The sequence below is a fragment of the Streptomyces prunicolor genome (genome assembly GCF_045162825.1).
GTDB classification, from domain to species: domain Bacteria; phylum Actinomycetota; class Actinomycetes; order Streptomycetales; family Streptomycetaceae; genus Streptomyces; species Streptomyces prunicolor.
Genome location: NZ_CP108676.1, coordinates 1,617,188 through 1,639,226, shown reverse-complemented (window position 1 = coordinate 1,639,226; position 22,039 = coordinate 1,617,188). Strand labels below are relative to the sequence as shown.

Genomic DNA, 22,039 nt, shown 5'->3' with positions numbered 1-22,039 from the left:
GGGGGTGACAGGTCTTCGCGGGGGGAGGTCTTCAGCGGGGGGCTAGTGGGCGTCGGGCGCGGTCTCGGCGGAGCGGCTGTCGGACCAGGCGTGCCACAGGGCGGCGTACTCGCCCTGGGCGCCGAGGAGTTCGTCGTGCGTGCCGTTCTCCACGACCCGGCCCTCGCTCAGCACGATCACCCGGTCCGCGGCGGCGGCCTGACTGAGCCGGTGCGCGACGACCAGTGCGGTACGGCCGCGCAGGGCCTGTTCGGCGGCCTCGTCGAGCTGCCGCGCACCCGAACTGCCCGCCTCCGCCGTGGCTTCGTCGAGTACGACGACCGGTGGATCCGCCAACAGGAGCCGGGCCAGGGCGAGTTGCTGCGCACGGTCGGCGGTGAGCCGATGACCGCCGTCACCGACGACGGTGTCCAGGCCCTCCGGCAACGCCTCGACCCAGCCGAGCGCGCCCACCGTGTCGAGCGCCTCCCGGAGTTCCTCGGTGTGCGCGTCCGGGCGGGCCAGCCGCAGATCCTCGACGAGCGGCCCGGCGAAGACGTGCACCTCCTGCGTGACCAGCCCGACCAGGTGACCGGCCTCGTCCGGTTCGGCGCCGCCGACGTCGATCCGGCCCGACTGCGGGCGGTGCAGCCCCGCGACCAGCTTGGCGAGCGTCGTCTTGCCCGCGCCGGTCGTACCGACCAGCGCGACCCGCTCCTTGGGCCGTATCTCCAGGTCGACGTCGTGCAGCACCGGGCGGCCCGGCACATAGGCGTGGGAGACCCCGGTCAGTGTCACGGACGGGGGACCGGCGGCGGTCGTACGGTCGTCCGCGCGGTCGGCGACCACGGGCGCGGGCTCGTCCACCACGCCAACGAGCCGTGCCAGACCGGCCGTTGCCGACTGGGCGTCGTCCAGCAGCACCAGCGCGGTGTTGACCGGCCCGAAGAGACTCGCGAAGTACAGCGCGGCCGCGGTGGCCGTACCGACCGACGCGGAACCGTCGCGCACCAGCAGATACCCGGTGACCAGGACCGCGGACAGCCCCAGATACTCGGCGATGTGCAGCCGGCTGTAGAAGCGGAGCATCAACTGCACGCCGCTCATGGTCAGTTCGACGGCCGAGCGCGAGCGTTCGGTGACCCGCCGGGTGTGGTCCTTCTGCAGCCGGTACGCCCGTACGGTCCGCGCCCCGCCGATGGTGTCCAGCAACTGCTGCTGCTGGGTCCCGGTGGCGATGCGCTCCTTGGCGTACAGGGGAACGGCGTTGCGCACATACCAGCGGGCGGTGTGCGCCTGCACCGGCACGGCGATCAGCGCGGCGATCAGGAACCGCCAGTCCAGCAGGGCGAGCGCGCCCAGCGTCAGCACGATCGACAGCGCGGACCGCGCCAGTTCGGGCAGCGCCCCGCGCACCGCGTCGGCGACCCGTGAAACATCGCGGGTGACACGGGAGCTGAGGTCACCGGAGCCGGCCTTCTCCACCCGGTCCAGCGGGAGCGACAGGGCACGCTCGACGAACAGTTCGCGGAGCCGCGCGAGGGCGGTCTCCCCGAGCCGCGACACCAAGGACATGCCGAGCGCGGTGGTCACGCCCTGGACGAGCGCGACTCCGGCCAGCGCGACCACCGGGAAGGTGAGCGCGTCGGGGGAGCGGTGCTCGGTGACGACGTCCACGATATGGCCCAGCAGCGGCTGGGTGAGCAGTCCGACGGCCGTGGCGAGCACCATCAGCCCGAACCCGGCGGCGGCCAACCCCCGCTGCGGGCGCAGCAGTTCACGCACCGCGGCGCGAGTGCGGGCGGGGGTGGCGGTGGGGAGGAGGGTGCGGTCGGAGTCCGCCTCGTGCGTGTCGGCCCGCTCGGCGTCCACCAGTCCCGGCTCCGTCAGCTCGGCGTCCACCAGTCCCGCTTCCGTCCGTCCCGTTTCCATCCTCTCGGCTCCGGTCGTCATGCCAGCACCGCCGTCCGGTAGGTCGCGTCGGTCCGTACGAGGTCCGCGTGGGTGCCCTCGGCGCCGACCCGGCCGGCGTCGAGGAGGATCACGTGGTCGGTGACCGCGAGCAGGGCGGGGCTGTTGGTCACCACGATGGTGGTGCGGCCCTGCCGGAACTCGCGCAGGCCCTCGGCGATGCGCCCCTCGGTCACCGTGTCGACGGCGGTGGTCGGATCGTGCACGACCAGGACGGGCGGCTCGGCACGCAACGCCCTTGCCAGCAAAACTCGTTGACGCTGCCCGCCCGACAGGGAACGCCCACCCTCACCCACACCGGTCGCGGTGCCGTGCGGCAGCGAGTCGGCGACCTCGTCGGCGCGGGCGGCGACCATGGCACGCTCGGTGAGGAGACCGGCCGCGCCGTCCTGAGAGCCGTCCTCCGGCGTCACGTTCGCCGCCAACGAGCCCTCGAACAGCGCCGCGTCATGGGCGGCGACCAGGACAGCGGCTCGAAGTCCCGCCGGATCGAGCCGAGTCAGGGGCACGCCGTCCAGCTCGACAGACCCCGACTCCGGATCGGTCTCCCGACCAAGACACCGCAACAGGGCCTCGGCACTGGCCGGGTCCGTCACCGCGATGCCGGTCAACTGCCCGGCGGGCAAGACGAGATCGACGCCGTCGAGCCCGCCGAGCCGTACGCCACGCAGTCGCAGTTCCCCGCGCACGGGTTCGGCGACCGGGTCGTCACCGTCGGCGACGGCGGGCCCGGTGGCCAGCACCTCGGCGACGCGCGCGGCCGAGGCACGGCCCTGCGCCAGCTCGGCGTTGACCCAGGCGAAGGTCTCCAACGGCCCCAGCAGGAACAGCGCGAGCCCCACCGCCGACACCAACTGCCCCAGAGTCATCGACCCGTTGAGCGCCAGCCGACCGCCCACGAGAGCGATCAGCGCGATGAACCCACCGGTGAGCGCGAGTACGAGCCCCGTCTGCCAGGACTCGGCACGCGCCGAACGCAGCGTGGCGGCAAGGGAGATACGACTGGTCCGGCGATACCGCTCGACGGCGGCGCCCTGCGCACCGAGCCCCTTCAGCACCCGCAGCCCGGCCACCAGGTCGGCGGCCACGCCCGACGCATGAGCGGCCTTGTCCTGCTCGGCCTCGCTGCGGCGCTCCAACGGCTTGCTCAGCAGATGCCCCAGCCACAGCAGAACGGGCGTACCCAGCAACACGATCAGTCCGAGCGTCACGGAGGTCAGCAGCAGCGCGACCGCGCTCACCGCGACCCCCGCGAAGGCCCAAACCCCGGCCATCAACGCCATGTTGACCGCGCCGACCCGCTTGGCGTCCTCGGTGGCGACGTTGGCGAGTTCCCCGGGCAGCCGCCCTTCCTCGGCACCGCCACGGGCGTCGAGCACCCGCCCCACGATCGCCAACCGCAGGGTGTGCGCGGCCTCTTCGGCACTGCGCTCACCAGCCTTGGCGCCCAGCCGGAAACTCCATGACAGCGTCACGTACATGACGGCCAGCACGCCGAGCCAGAGCGCCAGACGTCCGGCGTTCTGCCCGGCGACGGCCTGGTCGATGACGACACCGATGAGCACCGGCACCAGGGCTTCCCCCAGTTGGTGCACGCTTCCGAGCGCCGAGCCGAGTGCGACGCGCCGTATCTGTCCCTTGACCGAGCGCGTCCAGACGTCCCGCCCCGACAGTTCCCCTGCTCCCACCAGCCACCCTCCGGAAACCGGCCAACTTAGGCAAGGCTACTCTAAGTGAATCTCGGGTAATCGATGCCCTTTCGGTCCGCCTGGGACGTAACGGAGCGGTTGCGATGCGGTCGGCAGAGGGACCTCCGAGCCGTCGTCCGAGCCGCCGTCCGAGCGCTCGCCCAAGGGGCGTTGCCGTCGGATGCCGAGCGGTAGGCTTCCTGGGTGCGCCCCATGTGTTCGAGGCGCACGCCGGCAAGACAGACAGTCCGCGCATTCAGGAGGACCGGCGTTGCACGTCCAGGAATGGCTCGACTCGGTTCCGGCGGTGGCCGTCTACGCCGTGGTGGCACTCGTCATCGGGGTGGAGAGCCTGGGCATCCCGCTGCCGGGCGAGATCGTCCTGGTCTCGGCGGCACTGCTCTCCTCCCAGCACTCGGGCATCAACCCGATCATCCTGGGCGCCTGCGCGAGTCTGGGTGCGGTGATCGGCGACTCCATCGGTTACGCGATCGGCCGCAAGGGCGGACGCCCCCTGCTGGCCTGGCTCGCGAACAAGTTCCCCCGACACTTCAGCGAAGGCCATGTGGCCACCGCGGAACGGTCCTTCGAGAAGTGGGGCATGTGGGCCGTGTTCTTCGGCCGCTTCATCGCCCTCCTCCGCATCTTCGCCGGCCCCCTGGCAGGCGTACTCCACATGCCCTACTGGAAGTTCCTGATCGCCAACGTCCTCGGCGGAATCATCTGGGCCGGCGGCACCACAGCGGTCGTCTACTACGTGGGAATCGTGGCCGAGGACTGGCTCAAGCGCTTCTCGTACTTCGGCTTGGCGGCAGCGGTACTGGTGGGCCTGGCTTCAATGCTCCTGGTAAAGCGCAGGGCCCAGAAAATGTCGGCCGAGAAGAACGAACCCGAACCAGTAAGCGCGGCCGAGTAAGGCGCCCTGAAGGGGCGCGGGGAACTGCGCGACAAGCCACGACGCACCCGCACCCGCCAACGGTCTACTCATGCACCCCCTTATGCGCCTTGGCCAACTCCGCATACATGGTCCCGTTGAGGGTCAACTCCTCCCGCTCCTCACCGCTCAACTCACGCCGCACCTTCGCAGGCACCCCGGCGACCAGTGACCCCGGCGGCACAACCATCCCCTGCGGCACCAACGCCTGAGCCGCAACAAGCGAACCCGCCCCTATCACCGCCCCGTTGAGCACCGTAGCCCCCATCCCAATAAGACAGTCGTCCTCAACGGTCGCCCCATGCACAACGGCGTTGTGCCCGACAGAAACCCGCTCACCCACACTCACCGGAAACCCCGGATCCGCATGCAGCGTGCAGTTGTCCTGGATGTTGCTGCTCGCGCCCACCGAGATCCGCTCGACGTCACCGCGCAGGACCGCCCCGTACCAGACACTCGCCCCCGCGGACAGCGTCACATCCCCGATCACGGACGCCGTAGGAGCAATGAACGCCGACTCGTCGACCTTCGGCTCCCGCCCACCAATACCCACGATCAACGCCCTGTGCGTCATAAGACCCTCCCTAACCGTCGGAGACACCCGCACGGTACGACATCGGTGGGGCGAAGATCACAGCGGCCAGACCTCATGGCCCAGGCTCCCGCTGAGTACCGTGGCCGGGTGCCCAACCGCAAGAACACGTTCTCAAAATGGCGGAGCCACCTCGCGCAGCGCGCCGTCCACGCGGGCTGGGCCTGGGTGCAGCGCACCGGCTCGGTGACAGCGAAGAACCCCGGCCGTTTCCACTTCGGCTCCATCGGCGAAGCCACCCGGCTCGCCTTCCCGCTGGGCACGGTCTTCGGTGAACCCTGGATCCACCTGGGTTCCCACTGCATCGTCGGCGAGCAGGTCACCCTCACGGCAGGCCTGATGCCGGACCTCGACCTCGGCCCCGACCCGATCCTGAGCCTGGGCGACGGTGTGGTCCTCGGCCGCGGCAGCCACGTCATCGCCGACACGACGGTGACCATCGGCAGCGACTGCTACTTCGGCCCGTACGTCTACGTCACGTCCACGAACCATTCCTACGACGACCCGCACGAGCCCATCGGCAAGCAGTGGCCGCGCATGGAACCCGTCGAGATCGGCCCCGGCTGCTGGATCGGCACCGGCGCGGTGATCCTGCCGGGCGCGCGCATCGGCCGGAACGTGGTGGTGGCGGCCGGTGCGGTGGTCCGCGGCACGGTGCCCGACCACGCCGTGGTGGCGGGGGCGCCCGCACGGGTCGTACGCCGCTGGACCCCCACCGAGGGCTGGCAGCCGCCGCTCCGCACCCCGGCACCGGTGCCGATCCCCGCGGACGTGACCCCGGATCAACTCCGCGCACTGGCAGGCCTGGACGAGGAAGGCGCGACCCGGCTCGCAGAACTGGACGAGAACGCGATCGCCCACCTCGCGGAGCTGGACGCGGAAGCCTGACGGCACCTGTCCGGAAGCCTGACGGCACCTGTCCGGAAGCCTGACGGCACCTGTCCGGAGGCCTGACCCGGCACTCATGTCGAGACGAGCCTCGGCACCCGACGCCGCTCGCCACTCGACGTCCCTCTCCGCCTCCGGCGTCAGCCGTCGCTCTGCGCGCGGCCCGGCACCCGTCGCCGCTCGCCGTCCGACGTTTCTCCCGGCCCCTGGCACCGGTCGTCGCTCTGCGCGCAGCCCGGCACCCGTCGCCGCTCGCCGTCCGACGTTTCTCCCGGCCCCCGGCACCGGTCGTCGCTCTGCGCGCAGCCCCGCACCCAACGCCACTCGCCACCCGACGCCCCTGCCGGCCCCGCTGCCGCCCCGCGTAAACCTCTGCCCCCGCCCCCTCACCCCGTAGCCAGCAACAACGTCCCCACCAGCGCCAACCCCGCCCCCGCCGCCTGAATCACCCGCAGCCGCTCACTCAGAAACCCGCGCGCGGCCAGCGCGGTGACCACTGGATACAGCGACGCGAGCACCGCCGCCACCGTCACCGGCCCATGCTGCGCGGCGATCGAATACGTCCCGTTGGCCGCCACATCGGCCAGCCCCACGAAGGCCAGCGCCGGCAGCGAACCCCAGGGGAACCCGGCCTCCGGAAGCGCGACCCCGCCCCGCCGTACGGAGACGTAGAGCGCGGCGCCACCCGTGGCGACGTTCGTCACGCGCTGCACGAACAGCGCGAGGAAGAGGCCGGTCACGCTGCTGGACGCCTCCGCGATCAGTGCGAACACCGTGCCGAAGCCGAGCGCGGCGATCAGGGTCAGGAGGATCGTCTGCCGTTGGACGGGCGCGCCCCGCAACTGGGGGCCGCCCGCGAGGACGACCCCGGTGACGGCGACCGCGATCCCCGCCGCCTGCATCAGGCCGGGCCGCTCGCCGAGGAAGAGCCCCACCCCGACCGGTACAGCCACGCTCAGCGTCGCGAGCGGCGAGACGACGCCCATCGGACCCAGCGCGAGCGCCTTGTAGAAACTGAACAGCGCGACCGGCCCCACCACCCCCGCCGCGAACGCGAACCACAGCTGCGGCCCGGCCTCGCTCCAGCCCCCGGTGGCCACCACGACCGCGCCGAGCACGGCCGCCGCGATCCCCTGCGAGACCACGACCACCGTCAGCGCCGGGGTCCGCCTGGTCAGCAGTCCGCCGCCGAAGTCGGCCACTCCCCACAGGAGGCTGGTGGCCAGGGCGAAGAATGCTGTCACGGGGTGCCTCGCAGTACAGTTCGGTGCAGTTCGCTGAACGATCGGGTGCATCACACCGTAGTTCACTGAACTGAACTCTGTCATCCACAATATTGACCTGAAGGTATGGACGGAACGTGTCGGACCTCGACCTGCTGACCCAGTCCCTGGCTCGTAACGTCAAGCACTGGCGCTCGGTGCGCGGCTTCACCCTGGACGTGCTCGCCGCCCGGGCCGCTGTCAGCCGGGGCATGCTCATCCAGATCGAGCAGGCCCGCACCAATCCCAGCATCGGCACGGTCGTCAAGATCGGCGACGCCCTCGGCGTCAGCATCACCACCCTGCTCGACTACGAACAGGGCCCGAAGGTCCGTATCGTCCCCGCCGAGCGCGCGGTACGGCTCTGGCACACCGACGCCGGCAGCTACAACCGCCTCCTCGCCGGCACCGAGGCCCCCGGACCACTGGAGATGTGGGACTGGCGGCTGATGCCGGGGGAGGCCAGCCCCTCGGAGCCGCACCCCACCGGCACGGTCGAGATGCTCCATGTCCTCACCGGCGAGCTGACCCTCACCGTGGACGGCGAGGACCATGTCGTCCCGGCCGGCGCGAGCGCCACCTTCGAGGCCAACACCGCCCACACGTACGGGAATCGGGGCGAGGTCCCGGTGGAGATGATGATGACGGTGTCGGTCCCGCCCGTGCGTGGAGACACCCCGTGAGCGGCCGCCCGGCGCCTGTTAGCGTGCCGTCATGCACGCACCCATCGGACACTTCGAACACGCCGCCCCGGCCCCCGACTGCCTCGACGAACTGACCCGCCCGGTCGCCGACGCCGTGCGCGCCTGGCACGGCAGCGTCCCCGCCGACCAGTTGGTCTACGTCGACACGGACCCGGAGTGGGCCGACACCGCCACCTTCGTCGAGCGCTACGGCCAGGAGCTGCTGGAGCAGGCCGCGAACTGTGTGGTGGTGGCCGGAAAGCGCGGCGGCGAGACCATGCTGGCCGCGTGCGTGGTCCTGTCCACCACCCGCGTCGACGTGAACGGCGTCGTCCGCCGCCAACTCGGCGCCCGCAAGGCCTCGTTCGCGTCGATGGACACCGCGACCGGCGAGACCGGCATGGAGTACGGCGGCATCACCCCCGTCGGACTCCCCGCCGACTGGCCGGTGTTGGTGGACTCGGCCGTCGTCGACCTGCCCTACGTCCTGGTCGGCAGCGGACGCCGTCGCGGCAAACTCCTGGTCCCCGGCAAGGCGTTCGCGGAACTTCCGGGCGCGGTGGTTCTGGAGGGCCTGGGCGTCGCCTGACCCCCAAGCCGTGGAAAACCGGCCTCACGTCATGGCGTGGTGGTGGGCCAACTCCCCATGCGGGTCCGCCTCGCCGGGCACCGGCGCCGGGTCGGCGTGCACCAGGGCGGCCGTGAGCCGCGGCACCGCGTGCAGCAGCGCATGCTCCGCCGCCACGGCGACGGCGTGGGCCTGCCGTACCGTCGCCTCCCCGTCCACCACCACCGCGACCTCGGCGCGCAGCCGGTGCCCGATCCAGCGCAGCCTCAACTCGCCCACCCCGCGCACCCCTTGGACCTCCCGCACGGCGTGCTCGGCCCGATCCACCAGGTCGGGGTCGACGGCGTCCATCACACGCCGGAACACCTCCCGCGCCGCGTCCCGCAGGACCAGCGTGATCGCGGCCGTGATCGCCAACCCCACGATGGGGTCGGCGAGTTGCCAGCCCAGCGCCGAGCCGCCGGCCCCGGCCAGCACGGCCAGCGAGGTGAACCCGTCGGTCCGGGCGTGGAGTCCGTCGGCGACCAGCGCGGCCGACCCGATCTCCCGGCCGACCCGCATCCGGTACCGGGCCACCCACTCGTTGCCCACGAACCCGACGAGCGCCGCGACGGCGACCACCGGGACGTGGGTCATGGGACGCGGATCGAGCAGCCGGTCCACCGCGGCCCAGGCCGCGAAGGCGGCGGACGCGGCGATCGTCAGCACGATCGCGATACCGGCCAGATCCTCGGCGCGCCCGTAGCCGTACGTGAAGCGGCGGGTGGCGGCCCGGCGGCCGAGGACGAAGGCGATGCCGAGCGGTACGGCGGTCAGCGCGTCGGCCGCGTTGTGCACCGTGTCGCCGAGCAGCGCGACCGACCCGGAGACGACCACCACGACCGCCTGCACCAGCGCCGTCACCCCGAGCACCGCGAGCGAGACCCAGAGCGCGCGCATCCCGCGGGCCGAGGACTCCAGGGCGGAGTCGAGCTTGTCGGCGGTCTCGTGGGAGTGCGGGGTGAGGAGGTGGCCGAGGCGGTGACGGATGTCGGTGGGGGAGTGGTCATGGGGGTGCGGGTGGTCGTGACCGTGGTCGTCTTGCGGGTGCGGGTGCGGGTGCGGGTGCGGGTGCGGGTGCGGGTGCGGGTGCGGGTGCGCGTGCTCGTGCTCGTGCTCGTGGTGGTGCTGGTCGCTCACGTGGGTCCCCTTCCGGTGCGCGGGTGGACGGACGGCGCCCACGGGACCATTATGTGCGTATGAGCGCACGCATGCACCTATCACCTGCGCACGATGCGCACCCGCGCACCCCCGGCGAGGAACAGTTCGCGCTGGCCGCCGAACTCCTGGCCCTCCTCGGCGACCGCACCCGCCTGACCCTCCTGCACGCCCTGACGTCAGGAGAGTCCGACGTCAGCACCCTCACGGAGGCCTGCGACGCGGCCCGCCCCGCGGTCAGCCAGCACCTGGCGCGGTTGCGCCTCGCGGGCTTGGTGACCACGCGCAAGGACGGCCGCCGGGTGATCTACGCGTTGAGCGACGGTCATCTACGGCGGCTGGTCGACGAGGCGTTGAACGTGGCGGACCACCGGCTCACCGACCGCCCGCCGCACGACTGACCGCCGCACAACGGGCAGCCGTACAACTGACGGCCATACCTCAGGAGTTGGGGTCCTTGCCCAGGTAGCTCTCCGCGAACGCGAGGCCGGCGGAAGGTGATGCGAAGACGCGGCGGAGTCGGGCGAGGGTGGTGCCCGCGCGGTACAGGTCGCCGGACGAGGTGCCGTGGTACACCTCGGAGAGCCACTGGGAGAACTCCTGGTACTCCCACACCCGGCTCAAGCAGGCCTCCGAATAGCCGCCCAGGCCCGTCGAGTCGCCCTTCGTGACATACGCGACGAGCGCGTCGCCGAGCAGGAACGCGTCGTGCAGGGCGAGGTTCATGCCCTTCGCGGCGATGGGCGCGGTGAGGTGGGCCGCGTCACCGGCGAGGTAGAGACGGCCGAACACCATGGGCTCGACAACGTAGTTGTGCATGTCGAGCACGCGCTTCTCGATCAGCCGGCCCTCGGTCAGCGGCGGGGCGCCGGTCGCGGCGAGCCGGTGCTGGAGCTCGGCCCAGACGCGGTCGTCCGGCCAGTTGTCGGGGTCGTCGCCGGGCGGGCATTCGAGGTAGTAGCGGGTGACCTCGGGGCTGCGCGCCATGTGCCCGGCGAAACCGCGCGGATGGACGCCGAACATGACGCAGTCCGAGGACGGCGGCGCCTCCGCGAGCAGTGCGAGCCACCCAATGCCGTAGTCGTGCCGCGCGATCCGCGCCCGCTCCGGCGGCAGTGCGGCCCGCGTCACCCCGCGCGCACCGTCGCAGCCCGCTACGAAGTCGCCCTGCACGAGCTGCCGTTGACCGGTCTCCGGGTCGGTGTACGACACCGCCGGGCGGTCGGTGTCGAGGTCGTGCAGCTGGACGTCCTGGACGCCGAAACGGATCGCGCCGCCCCGCACGTCCGCGTACTCCCGCACCAGGTCGGTCACCAGCAACGGCTGTGGATAGACGTAGTGGTGATGCCCCGTCAGCTCGGTGTACGACAGCCGGTGGCGCTGCCCGCCGAAGCGGAACTCGCACTGGGTGTGCCGCTGCGCCCGCGCCAACAGGTTCTCGGCGAGCCCCCGTTGCTCCAGCCCGCGCACGGCCCACTCCTCGATGACGCCGGCCCGGGGCCGCTGCTCGATGAACTCCCTGGTCTCGGTCTCCAGCACCAGGCAGTCGATCCCGGCCGCGCGCAGGATGTTGCCGATGGTGAGCCCGGCGGGACCGGCGCCCACGACGACGACCGGAAAGCGTTGTGGGGGCGTGGAGTTGGGGTGGGGGGAGGCGGAGGTCACCGGGCCATTATGACGGTGTGCGGACAATCGAAAACCGGCCGCCTGGGGGCGGCCGGTTCGGATTTTGGCGGGGGAGGGGTCGGGTCAGTGCGCGGGTGCGTCCGTGATGACGACCTCGTCGATGCTGCGCTCGATGTCCTCGACCGTGGACGAGGTCGCCCTGGCCCAGTAGTAGATGCCGATCGAGAAGACCGCGATGAGCAGGATGTCCCACCACAGCGGGATGTTGCCCTGGCCGCCGAAGCCGCCCTGCCACGAGATCACGCCCATGCCCACCAGGTAGACCGGCAGCCACTGCGCGGCCCGGAAGTCCAGCCGGGGCGCGTCGGGTGCCTCGCTGGCCGTGGCGTACCAGGCGTAGGTGCCGAGCAGCAGGTAGCCGAGGATGATGGCGACGCCGAGCCGCCACAGGGTGTCCCAGCCGGCCCAGTAGATGATCAGGTTGGCGACCACGAACGACAGCGGGGAGATCACCTTGCCGGCCGGTAGCCGGTACGGGCGTTCCAGGCGCGGCAGCTTGTCGGCGAAGACGCCGTACGCCAGCGGGGCGCCCGCGTACATCAGCACGCTCGCCGAGGTGATGAAACCCACCAGCTTGTGCCAGCTGGGGAACGGCAGGAAGCAGATCACGCCGGTCACGAAGGACATGATGAGGCCGAACCACGGCACACCGCGTGCGTCGGTCTTCGCGAAGATCTTGGGGGCGTAACCGTTCTTCGCCAGGCCGTAGGAGACCCGCGAGGTCGCCGTGGTGTAGATCAGGCCGGTGCCGCCGGGGGAGATGATCGCGTCGAGGTAGAGGACCACGGCCAGCCAGCCGAGGCCCACCACGGTCGCGAGGCCGGCCCACGGGCCGCTGTCGCCCTTGAACGCGAGGTGCGCCCAGCCGTTCGCGAAGGCGGCGTGCGGCAGTGCGGCGATGAACACGATCTGGAGCAGGACGTAGATGACGGCACCGATCGCGACCGAGCCGAGCGTGGCGCGCGGCAGGTCCCGCTTCGGGTTGCGGCTCTCACCCGCCAGCTGGATGGCCTGCTCGAAGCCGAGCAGCGCGAAGATGATGCCGCTGGTGCTGATCGCGGTGAGCACGCCCTTGGCACCGAACGGCGCGAAGCTCTCCGAGTGGAAGTTGGCCGGGTGGAAGTTGCCCACGGCCACGACGAAGATCGCGCCGAGCGGAACGGCGATCTTCCACCAGGTCGCGGCGCTGTTGGTGTGCGCCAGCACCCGTACACCGAAGAAGTTCACCCCGACGAAGACCGCCATGAGCACGACCGCCACGAGCAGACCGCTCGTCGTCAGGGTCTTGTCGGCGTGCTGGAAGTGCTTCGCCCACGACCAGTGACCGGCGTAGCCGATCATGGCCTCGACCTCGATCGGCGCCACGGTCGCGGCCTGCAGCCAGGAGAACCAGCCGAACGACATGCCGGCCAGGCCGCCGAACGCGTAGTGCGGGTAGCGGGCCGTACCGCCCGCCACCGGGAACATGCCGCCGAGCTCGGCGTGCACCAGCGCCAGCAGGACGATCGCGATCGCGCCGATCACCCACGAGATGATCGCCGAGGGACCGGCCTGGATGGCCGCGTCGTGCGCGCCGTACAACCACCCGGATCCGATGATCGAGCCCACCGACGCCCACATCAGCCCGATCAGGCCGACGTCCCTCCGCAAACCGCTCGGATCCTTGGTGGCCTCCGGAACGGACTGGTCAACGCTCACCATGTCAAGGGGCCTCTCGAAGTCAGCACGCATGCTTAACGGTCGGGAGGCCTCAGGCTAGGAATGAATGAATATTTACAGAAGTCTGTTGCCTGAAATTTGACTCGGCTTCGAGACCTTCTTTGTCATGCTCACAGGCTTCTTACGGTGCCTTCTTACCCTGTCAGCCCGAGCTGCGGCCGAGGGCCGGGATCTCGATCGCCGGGCACCGGTCCATCACCATCTCCAGGCCCGCCGCCCGGGTCCGGTCGTACGCGGACTCGTCGATCACCCCGAGCTGGAACCAGACGGCCTTCGCGCCCTTGGTTACCGCCTCGTCGGCGACCGGGCCGGCGAGGTCGCTGTTGACGAAGACGTCCACCACGTCCACCTCGAAGGGGATGTCGGAGAGGGAGGCGTAGCCCTGCTCGCCGTGCACCGTCTCCGCCTTGGGGTGGACGGGGACGACGCGCTTGCCGAAACGCCGCAGCACCTCCGCGACGCCGTACGCCGCGCGGGACCGGTTCGAGGAGAGACCCACGACCGCCCAGGTGTCACCGGTCTCGGTGAGGATCTTGCGGATCGTTGCTGAGTCGCCGTACACGCTCTGCCTCCTTGGGAATCGTGCGCCCGCTGCCGTCCGGGACAACAGCGGGCGGAGTGCCGTGATTCCTCGGTCCCTCGCTCAGTCCTCGACCACGGACGTGTTGAGGCCCTTGTCGTAGTGGTTGTGGGCGATCTTGATGCCCGTGCTGCCGTGGAAGACGAACAGCGGGGAGGTGTACGGCGGTTCGCCCGGTCCGGCGAGGCGGTGGACCGTGTTGCCGGTGAAGGTGAAGCCGCCGACGCTCTTGGCGTTGACGACCGTCACGTCGCCGATGTCGAAGGAGTTGTGCTCGACCTTGATGTTGTGGTGCACCGGGTTCGCCGGGTCGACGACCTGGTTGGTCGGTTCCACGAAGATGACCGGGCCGGTCGGGCGCGTGAAGGAGTTGTCGCGGATCGTGAGGTCGGCGACCGGTCCCGACTCGTACCACTGGTAGGCGTCGGCCGAGACGTAGATGCTGGCCATGGACATCGCGTCGAAGCGGTTGCCGGCGATCAGGACGGGCTTGCGGGTGGTGACCAGGATGCCGCGCGTCGGTACGTTGCGGAACGTGTTGCCGGTGATGACGACCGACGGGGTGGCCGTGATGTTCTCGACGACCGTGCCGCCGATCTCGACCCCGGCCGGGACCGGGCGGTCGAACGCGACGGTCATGGTGGTCAGCGGCTTGTCGTGGTCCATGCCGCTGGGTCCGTCGACCGCCGTGACTTTCGCGTGCGGGTTCGCCACCGGGGTCATCGTGCGCTTGGTGGTGAACTCGACCTCGTCACCGGGAGCGAACTGCGGGAACCCGGCGGTCTGCGGGTGCTCGTAGGCGAGGGTGAGCGTGTTCGGCCCGGGCTGCCCGACGACCTCCAGGTACGTGCCGTGGATGTTGATCGGGTCGTCGTGCGGGCCGTCGAAGAGGCTCCGGGTGATGGAGACCTTGCCCTTGACGCCGGACATCTGCACGAAGTCCGCGAACGAGGCCGTCGACCGGCCGGACTTCGGATCGGGTGCGAAGTTCACCTTGTCGATGGAGATGTTCTCGCTGAACTGGCCCACCACACCGAAGGATTGGAGGTAGTAGGCGTTCATCGAGCGCATCGTGACGTTCTTGGACTGCCAGATGAAGGCGCCCGGTTCCGTCCGCTCGATCAGCCGCATCTGGTAGACGAGCCCGGCGTCCGTCGGCTGCGTCGCGGTGCTGTAGTCGATCCGGATCCGGCGGTCGCCGAGGTCGGTGACGGAGGAGACGTCGTTGAAGAGCGGGTTGTCCCCGCGCCAGGTCCGCTGCGCCTTGGGGTCGTGGATCTGGGTGTACTGAAGTCCGTCGACACCCTGCCAGTACGGCTGTCCGGTGGCCGGGCTCTTCTCGCCGAGCCAGGTGATGTGCGTGCCGTTCACCTCGTACGGGCTGCCGGCCGGGATCTTCAGGACACGGTAGGCGTGCGCGTCGGCGCCGTCGGTGACACCGGCGGTGGCCACGGTCGCGTCGATGACCTCGGGCGCCGCGTAGTCGAACGAGAAGTTCTGGAAGGTCACATTCGTCGAGCGGATCGACGCGAACGCCGTCTGCAACCCGTGGTAGACGAGCTTCGCGCCGCCGCCGTCGACGGTGACGTCGTGCATGTCCTCGATGAGCAGCCCGATCTTCTTGTCCCGGTAACGCTGGTCCGCGCCAACGGTGTTGGAGACGTACAGCTCCCGCGTCTCGGCCCGCTCGGGGTAGAGCTGGTAGGTCCCCTTCGAGAACTCGATCCTGACCGCCCGGCCGTGATCGACGCTCTTGGCGTGCCGTATCGCCGCGACGACGGCGGGCGTGGAGTCCGTCCGGCCGGTGGGGTCGGCGCCGTACGCGTCCACGTCGACCACCGCCACCGGCGTCGTTCTCTGCGCGGCGGCGACAGGACCGCCGCCGCCCACGAGCAGCGCGAGCGCCACCCCGACAAACATGAACCGAGACCGAGACATAGCCCCTCCGGAGCATTCATGATGCACGACCATGAGTCGCGAAACACCCGATGAATAGGGGGAGTTGCCGCCGATCGCCCGGTCGGATCTCCGACTGGAGTGTCCTTAGATCCGACCTCTAGGTCAATGGTCCGGACGAGCGAGGGGGACCCGGTTCATGCCCTCCTCCGCCTCACGCCTTCGGCGCCCCCGTGCTCGCGCGGATCACCAGCTCCGGGTCGAAGAGGAGTTCGCCGACGGGGACATCGCGGTTGCCGACCAGGGCGAGAACACTGCGGCCCGCTTCCGAGGCCAGCCGGTCGGCCGGCTGGCGGACCGTGGTGAGCGGCGGATCGACGAAGTCCATGATCATGGAACCGTCGTAGCCGACCACCGACACGTCACCCGGTACGTCGTACCCCTGTCGCCGCGCGCCCCGGATCGCGCCCAGCGCCATGTAGTCGCTCGCCGCGACGATCGCCGTAGCCCCCCGGCCGAGCAGCGAGATCGCGGCGGACTGGCCGCCCTCGACGGTGTACGACTGCCGGACCACCCACTGCTCCGGGTCCTCGACACCGCGTCTGGCCAGCGAGGCGACGAAGCCGCTGACGCGGCGGTCGGCGGGGCGGTTGCCGAGCGGGCCCGACGCCATGCCGATACGGCGGTGACCGAGCCGGTGCAGATGGTCGACGGCGAGTTCGGCGGCGAGCAGGTCGTCCGTGGAGAAGACCGGCGCCTCGCTCACCCCCTCGAACCGACCGTTGATCCCGACGAACGGGATCCTGCGGGACCGCAGCAGTTCGTACGCCGAAGGGTCCGCGCCCTCAAGGGTGTTGCTGGCCGAGAGGAACACCACGGCGGCGACGCCCCGGTCGGCGAGCGAGGTCACGAAGTCCAACTCCTGTACCCCGCCCGGGAAGCACGGGCACAGGACCGTCTTCAGACCGTGCGGGGCGAGCACGGACTCGATGCGCTCGGCGACATCGGCGAAGAACGGGTTGGAGACCAACTCGGTGACGACCGCGACAAGTTGACCCCGGGTCTGGCGCTCGTAGCCCAGGTCGGCCATCGCCTGCTCGACCGCCTCGCGGGTCTTGCGGGACACGCCCTGACGCCGGTTGATGACCCGGCTGACCGTGGCCTCGCTCACCCGCGCCCGCTCCGCGACCTCGGTGATGCCGACCTTCATACGGTTCCCTTCGAGCCGGACTTGCAAGAAGCTGATGAAAACTTTCAACACATCCTGCCGTGCAAAGTAGCAGCAGAAGTGCGTGTCTTCCATGTTTCTCGCGCATGACCATTGAATCCCCACTTCCGCCCCTGCTAGCTTTCCGGCCACCACGCGGCCCCCACCCCGCAGTGACCGAAGACCGGGAGAACCGATGAAGCCCTCAAGGCTCATGCTGCTCACCGCTGTTGCCCTGCTCGCCCCGATGGCTCCCGCTCTGTCGGCCACCGCGTCCGCCACTCCCCGCCCCCAACTCGCCATCCCGGACCCGGGGTTCGAGAACGGCGGCACGGGCTGGACCTTCACCTCGGGGGCCGGCGTCGGCACCGGCAACAGGCACGGCGGCGAACGCTTCCTCTACCTCGACGCCGGAGCCGGCAAGAGCGCCCAGCTGACCGTCGTCGCGCCCAGGAACGGGAGTTACGACTTCTCCGCGTGGATCGGCAGCGCCGGCACCGGCGGCACGTACACGATCCGGCGCAACGGCGAGACCGTCCAGACGATCACGCTGCCGCAGCACCCCGGCTACGCCCGGTACACCATCAGCGACGTCGCGCTGAGGACCGGCGACCGGCTCCAGATCGAGTTCGGCTCCGGCAGTGCCTGGGTCAACGCCGACGACCTGATGATCTCGCCCGCCGCATCCGCCGATCCGAAGGTGACCTCGTCCGACCCCGAGGTCGTCGCGATGTTCGACTGGGCCCAGAAGAAGGCCAACAGCTGGGTCCAACTCCCGGGCACCGTGGGCCCGGTGAACGTCGACGAGTACCAGACCGGCGGCACCGGCAGTGCGACGTACGAGCCCACCTACTGGGCCGGATACGCCAACCGCAGCGCCTACTACTCCCGCGACATGACCCACCAGCTCGCCGGCGCCCACCTCATCGGCCTCGACGCCGAGAACGAGACGATGCTCCGCTCGTACGCGGCGTCGGCCACCGCCGAGCACAAGTACTTCCCGGTGTGGTCTCTCAACTTCGACGCGAAGACCTACCTGAGCATCGACTACAAGAGCCCGGACAATTTCGTCCGCGAGGTGCCGGCCACCTTCGAACTCGTCGAGAAGGCGGCCCAGGCCTACCTCTGGACCGGTGACCGCAGATATGTCGACGACCCGGTGCTGTGGGACTTCTACCGGCACGCCACCGAGCAGTTCATCGACCTGCACAACTCCGCCAAGGACAACGGCAAGGTGAAGGTCGCCGAGGGCACGGGCCAGGGCATCTTCCAGGGTGCCGCCAGCTACAACGAGCAGGACGGCGACGGTCTCGCCGAGGCCGGGGACGGCATCGCCTCCGAGTACCAGGCGTACCTGGCGATGGCCGTCCTCGCCCACGGCAAGGGCGACACCGAACTCGCCAAGACGTACGACAAGCGCGCCGCCGACCTGCAGACGTACTTCAACGACGACTGGAGCGGCACCGGCAGCGGCGCCGACATGGTCCGCGCGTACACCACCTCCGGCACCCCGGTCACCGGCTGGGGCAAGGAGAACAGCGTCTTCATGCCGATGAAGCAGATCATCGACCCCGGCCCGCGCAACGATGCGTACCTCGACTACATCCAGGCGCAGGAGTTGGGCCCGGACGGCTCGCCCAACATCGAGTCGACGACCTACCTCCCCGACATGTTCTTCAAGAACAACCGCGCCGACACCGCCTGGCAGTGGATGAAGAAGATCTACGGCGAGCGGGAGATCCAGCACATCAACTCCAGCCAGGGCCCCAACGGCGACTACCCCGAGGTGTCGTTCACCCTGGTCAGCCAGACCGTCCAGGGCCTGATGGGCATCACCCCGGACGCGCCCGACCACAAGGTGACCACCCAGTCCCAGCTCCCGTCCGGCATGAAGTGGCTCCAGGCGGCCGACGTCCCCATCGGCACCGGCACGGTCACCGTCCGCCACGACGGCGCGACCAGGACCACCCTGACGAACAACTCCCGCAAGGGCTCCTACAGTTGGGAGGCCCGCTTCCCCGGCGTCCACAAGAAGATCAAGATCAACGGCGTCCAGCAACACGTGCGCACCAAGGTGGTCAACGGCGTGACCTACACGTACGCGACGCCGACGGTACGGGCGGGGGCGACGGCGGTCGTGCAGGTGGCGGACTGACGCGAACACCGGCTCACCGAGGGCTCCGTAGCGCGACGGCGAGGCTGTCGAGGTACTGCGCGACCGGGCCCAGGGTGAGCAGGCTGCTGCCCGCCCCGGCCAACTCGGCTGCGGCGGGCGTCAGTTCGGCGAGAGCGCGCTCCATCGTGCCCCGGTCGCCCACGGCGAGAGCCGCACGGGCGGCCAGGCACCACAGGGCCTCGAAGAGGAGATCGCGGGGCGGGTCCGGGAGCGAACTCAGCGCCGCCCGGGCCTCGGTGGGACGGTCGTGGGCCAGCAGTACCAGCGGGCGGGCCCATGGTGCGTACGGTCCCCAGTCGATGTGCTCGTCGGTCTGGGCGGGCTGCCCGCTCCGCAGCCGCAGGCACAACAGGGCCAGCGGCAGCAGCCCGCGCTCCAGCCCGGGCATACCGGCCCCGTCCAGCCGAAGTGCCGCGTCCTGGTAGGCGGTTGCCACCTCGGAGGGATGCGGACTGCCGGTCGAGGTGCGTCGTAGGACCCGGTACCACTGGGTGAACACGCCCACCAGCGGCAGTTCATGACGGTCCGCCAGCCGGTCCGCCGCCGTCGCGTGGGCGTCGGCTCCGGCGAAGTCCGCGAGGGCGCTGCGGGACTGGAGCCGTACGAGATGCCCAAGCACCTCGTAGGTGACCAGGCCGTGCCGGGCCGACAGGGCGACCAACTCGGCGCCGATCTCGTCCCGTTGCGGGGCCAGGCCCGCGCGGTGGAAGGTCTGCATGAACGTGCCGTTGAGGGCGAAGGCCAGGAGCGCGGGGTCGTTCAGCCTGCGGGCGATGTCCTCCGCCTGACGGGCGGCCTGGAGTCCACGTGCGGAGCGGGTGCCGCGTGACTCCAGGGCGATCGTGGCCAACAGGCGGGCCCGTGACGTGAGTTGGGCGTCCGGTGGGAGTGCGGCCAGGGTGTGCTCGGCCGCGGCCACCGTGTCCGCCGCCTGGTGCGGGTCGTCGACGCGGGTCCAGATCGCGGGGACGTCGTAGCCGCCGATCACACGGGCGGTGAGTTCCGGGTCGCCCAGATCCCGCGCCGCCGTGATCGCCGCAGTGCGGTGCCGACGGGCCGCCTCCAGGCCGCCGCCTCCGGTCACCGCGAGATCGCGGAGGAGGCCCACCGTCGACTCCAGGCGGGCACGGGCGCCGGGTGCCACCGTCCGGTCGTAGGCGGCGGCCGCCTGCGCCCACACCTGTTCCGCCGGATCACCGGGACCGGGGTCCAGATGCGGGGCATGGTCCAGGACGTCCGCCTCCAGACGGCGCAGCGCCGGGCCCGGATCCGTGCCGAGTTGTTCCACGAGAAGGGTGCGCGCCCGGCGCAGCACCGCGAGCGCGTCGCCCTGGCGGCCGGTGCGGTAGAGGGCCAGGGCCAGCAGGCGCCAGGCGTCCTCGCGCCACGGGTGCTCGGCCACGTGGGCGTCCAGGTCGGGCACCGCCACGGCGGCCCGGCCCAGGGCGAGTTGGGCCTCGGCCCGGCGCTCGACGGCGTGCAGCCGGAGCTCGGCGAGCCGGGAGCGTTCCGCGCGGGCCCAGGCTGCGTCGCCGAAGTCGGCGTAGGCCGGGCCCCGCCACCAACTCAGCGCCTCCTCCAGCCGGTTGAGCGCATCCAGGGCCGGCAGGGTCGCAGCGTCGGTCACCGCCCGCTCGAACCGCCAGGCGTCCACGGCCCCGGGCCCGGCGCGCAGCGCGTATCCCGGGCCCTCGGTGACCAGCAGCCGGGCCGGAGTTCGCGGTGGGCGCTCCGGTTCCAGGGCCCGGCGCAGCGCGGCCACGAAGGTGCGGACCGCGCCCACCGCGTCGGCGGGCGGCTCCGTACGGTCCGCCCACAGATCCTCGACCAGACGCCCGACCGGTACGACCCGACGCCGGGCGACGAGCAGCCGGGCCAGCACCGCCCGGTGCCGCGGCCCCTTCAGCGCGATCGCGTTCCCGGCACCGTCCCAGGCCGCCACCGGCCCCAGCACCCCGAACCCGACCTCCATCGCCGACCACCCCTTTCCGAGGCATCGCCCCAGGTCACGGTAGCGCGCTCACTCGATGCTCATCGGGGCGCGGCAGGCTCGGAGGCATCCGGCACGACTCCACGAAACCCCGCCAGGACCGCCCGAACACCCGTCACGACCGCACGAAGGAAGAGCGCTCCATGCCATCGACCATCCCCGGCTTCACCTACCACCGCGTCCCCGTCGCGGACGGAGTCTCCCTGAACGCGGCCGTGTCCGGCTCCGGCAGCCCGATCGTGCTGCTGCACGGCTTCCCGCAGACCCACCTCATGTGGCGCCATGTCGCCGCCGACCTCGCGGCCGACCACACGGTGATCTGCCCCGACCTGCGCGGCTACGGGGCGAGCGACAAGCCCGCCGAGACCGACGGCTCCGGCTACGCCAAGCGCACCATGGCCGCGGACGTCGTCGCCCTCGCCCAGGCGCTCGGCCACGACCGTTTCGCGCTCGCCGGGCACGACCGCGGCGCGCTGGTCGCCTTCCGTGCCGGACTCGACCATCCCGGCACGATCACCCACCTCGCCTGCCTCGACGTACTCCCCACCCTGGACATGTGGGACGTGCTGCGCGGCGTCACCGCCGCCGTCGGCTTTCACCTCTACCTGATGGCCCAACCGCCGGGCCTGCCCGAGCAGTTGATCGCCGCCGCGCCCGACGCGTTCTTCGGTCACTTCCTCGACCTCTGGACCGACGACCCGTCCGCGATCCCCGCCGACCTCCGCGCCGCCTACCTCGACGCCTGCCGCGCCGCGGTCCCCTCGATCGTGGCCGACTACCGCGCCTCCGCCGGCATCGACGTCACCCACGACCGGGTCGACCGCGACACCGGCAACCGGCTGCGGATGCCGGTCGCCGTCCTCCAGCAGGACTGGGGCGCCGCGCTCGGCTTCGACGCGGCGGCACTGTGGAGCGCCTGGGCACCGGACCTGCGGCACGCGACCGTGACCTGCGGCCACTTCATGGCGGAGGAGGACCCGGCCGTCGTGGCGAAGACACTGCGGGAGCTGCTCGCGGGATGAA

18 protein-coding genes are annotated in these 22,039 nt (G+C 70.8%); 7 read left to right on the top strand and 11 right to left on the bottom strand.

All coding sequences use genetic code 11. The features are described 5' to 3' along the window. Positions 1-42: 42 nt before the first annotated feature. Together OG588_RS07385 and OG588_RS07380 are read right to left on the bottom strand one after the other, a co-directional pair. Positions 43-1,932: an ABC transporter ATP-binding protein gene (locus OG588_RS07385; protein ID WP_405946589.1), complete on the bottom strand. Its 1,890-nt coding sequence runs from the start codon at positions 1,930-1,932 to the stop codon at positions 43-45. After that, positions 1,929-3,638: an ABC transporter ATP-binding protein gene (locus OG588_RS07380; protein ID WP_405946588.1), complete on the bottom strand. Its 1,710-nt coding sequence runs from the start codon at positions 3,636-3,638 to the stop codon at positions 1,929-1,931. The genes OG588_RS07385 and OG588_RS07380 overlap by 4 nt, the downstream gene beginning before the upstream one ends. Positions 3,639-3,909: 271 nt before the next feature. Here OG588_RS07380 and OG588_RS07375 point away from each other — a divergent pair, with 271 nt between their 5' ends. After that, positions 3,910-4,554, top strand: coding sequence for a DedA family protein (locus OG588_RS07375; protein WP_405946587.1), 645 nt, complete (start codon positions 3,910-3,912; stop codon positions 4,552-4,554). A 64-nt stretch (positions 4,555-4,618) separates the two neighbouring features. Here OG588_RS07375 and OG588_RS07370 read toward each other — a convergent pair whose 3' ends face one another. Next, positions 4,619-5,146, bottom strand: coding sequence for a gamma carbonic anhydrase family protein (locus OG588_RS07370; RefSeq protein ID WP_405946586.1), 528 nt, complete (start codon positions 5,144-5,146; stop codon positions 4,619-4,621). Positions 5,147-5,254: 108 nt separating this feature from the next. On the opposite strand from OG588_RS07370, the gene OG588_RS07365 reads away from it, so the two are divergent. Next, entirely contained in the window at positions 5,255-6,052 is a 798-nt protein-coding gene (locus tag OG588_RS07365; RefSeq protein WP_405946585.1) for an acyltransferase, read from the top strand. A gap of 386 nt (positions 6,053-6,438) precedes the next feature. Here OG588_RS07365 and OG588_RS07360 read toward each other — a convergent pair whose 3' ends face one another. Then, positions 6,439-7,296, bottom strand: coding sequence for an EamA family transporter (locus OG588_RS07360; RefSeq protein WP_405946584.1), 858 nt, complete (start codon positions 7,294-7,296; stop codon positions 6,439-6,441). Between the two features lie 116 nt (positions 7,297-7,412). Here OG588_RS07360 and OG588_RS07355 point away from each other — a divergent pair, with 116 nt between their 5' ends. Continuing rightward, positions 7,413-7,997, top strand: a complete 585-nt coding sequence (locus tag OG588_RS07355; protein WP_398851767.1) for a helix-turn-helix domain-containing protein — start codon at positions 7,413-7,415, stop codon at positions 7,995-7,997. A 31-nt stretch (positions 7,998-8,028) separates the two neighbouring features. Continuing rightward, a complete protein-coding gene (locus OG588_RS07350; protein ID WP_405946583.1) occupies positions 8,029-8,586 on the top strand; it encodes a YbaK/EbsC family protein in 558 nt (185 codons plus the stop codon). 24 nt (positions 8,587-8,610) lie between these two features. Here OG588_RS07350 and OG588_RS07345 read toward each other — a convergent pair whose 3' ends face one another. Further along, a complete protein-coding gene (locus OG588_RS07345; RefSeq protein ID WP_405946582.1) occupies positions 8,611-9,744 on the bottom strand; it encodes a cation diffusion facilitator family transporter in 1,134 nt (377 codons plus the stop codon). A 59-nt stretch (positions 9,745-9,803) separates the two neighbouring features. Between OG588_RS07345 and OG588_RS07340 the strand changes: the two genes are divergently transcribed. After that, positions 9,804-10,163, top strand: a complete 360-nt coding sequence (locus OG588_RS07340) for an ArsR/SmtB family transcription factor (protein WP_405946581.1) — start codon at positions 9,804-9,806, stop codon at positions 10,161-10,163. Positions 10,164-10,203: 40 nt separating this feature from the next. Here OG588_RS07340 and OG588_RS07335 read toward each other — a convergent pair whose 3' ends face one another. From OG588_RS07335 to OG588_RS07315, 5 genes are all read right to left on the bottom strand, one after another. Continuing rightward, positions 10,204-11,427: a 4-hydroxybenzoate 3-monooxygenase gene (locus tag OG588_RS07335; RefSeq protein WP_405946580.1), complete on the bottom strand. Its 1,224-nt coding sequence runs from the start codon at positions 11,425-11,427 to the stop codon at positions 10,204-10,206. 84 nt (positions 11,428-11,511) lie between these two features. Continuing rightward, positions 11,512-13,149: an APC family permease gene (locus OG588_RS07330; RefSeq protein WP_405946579.1), complete on the bottom strand. Its 1,638-nt coding sequence runs from the start codon at positions 13,147-13,149 to the stop codon at positions 11,512-11,514. Between the two features lie 160 nt (positions 13,150-13,309). Further along, the gene (locus OG588_RS07325) at positions 13,310-13,729 is read right to left on the bottom strand and encodes a CoA-binding protein (protein WP_405946578.1); all 420 of its coding nucleotides are present in this window, start codon (positions 13,727-13,729) and stop codon (positions 13,310-13,312) included. An 81-nt stretch (positions 13,730-13,810) separates the two neighbouring features. Next, positions 13,811-15,655, bottom strand: a complete 1,845-nt coding sequence (locus OG588_RS07320) for a right-handed parallel beta-helix repeat-containing protein (RefSeq protein WP_405946577.1) — start codon at positions 15,653-15,655, stop codon at positions 13,811-13,813. Positions 15,656-15,857: 202 nt separating this feature from the next. Next, on the bottom strand, positions 15,858-16,853 hold the full coding sequence (locus OG588_RS07315; RefSeq protein WP_405946576.1) for a LacI family DNA-binding transcriptional regulator: 996 nt from the start codon (positions 16,851-16,853) through the stop codon (positions 15,858-15,860). Positions 16,854-17,046: 193 nt separating this feature from the next. Between OG588_RS07315 and OG588_RS07310 the strand changes: the two genes are divergently transcribed. Beyond that, the gene (locus OG588_RS07310; protein ID WP_405946575.1) at positions 17,047-19,005 is read left to right on the top strand and encodes a hypothetical protein; all 1,959 of its coding nucleotides are present in this window, start codon (positions 17,047-17,049) and stop codon (positions 19,003-19,005) included. 13 nt (positions 19,006-19,018) lie between these two features. On the opposite strand, the gene OG588_RS07305 is transcribed toward OG588_RS07310, so the two are convergent. After that, a complete protein-coding gene (locus OG588_RS07305) occupies positions 19,019-20,998 on the bottom strand; it encodes a BTAD domain-containing putative transcriptional regulator (RefSeq protein ID WP_405946574.1) in 1,980 nt (659 codons plus the stop codon). Positions 20,999-21,159: 161 nt separating this feature from the next. On the opposite strand from OG588_RS07305, the gene OG588_RS07300 reads away from it, so the two are divergent. Next, the gene (locus OG588_RS07300) at positions 21,160-22,038 is read left to right on the top strand and encodes an alpha/beta fold hydrolase (RefSeq protein ID WP_405946573.1); all 879 of its coding nucleotides are present in this window, start codon (positions 21,160-21,162) and stop codon (positions 22,036-22,038) included. Position 22,039: the final 1 nt, after the last annotated feature.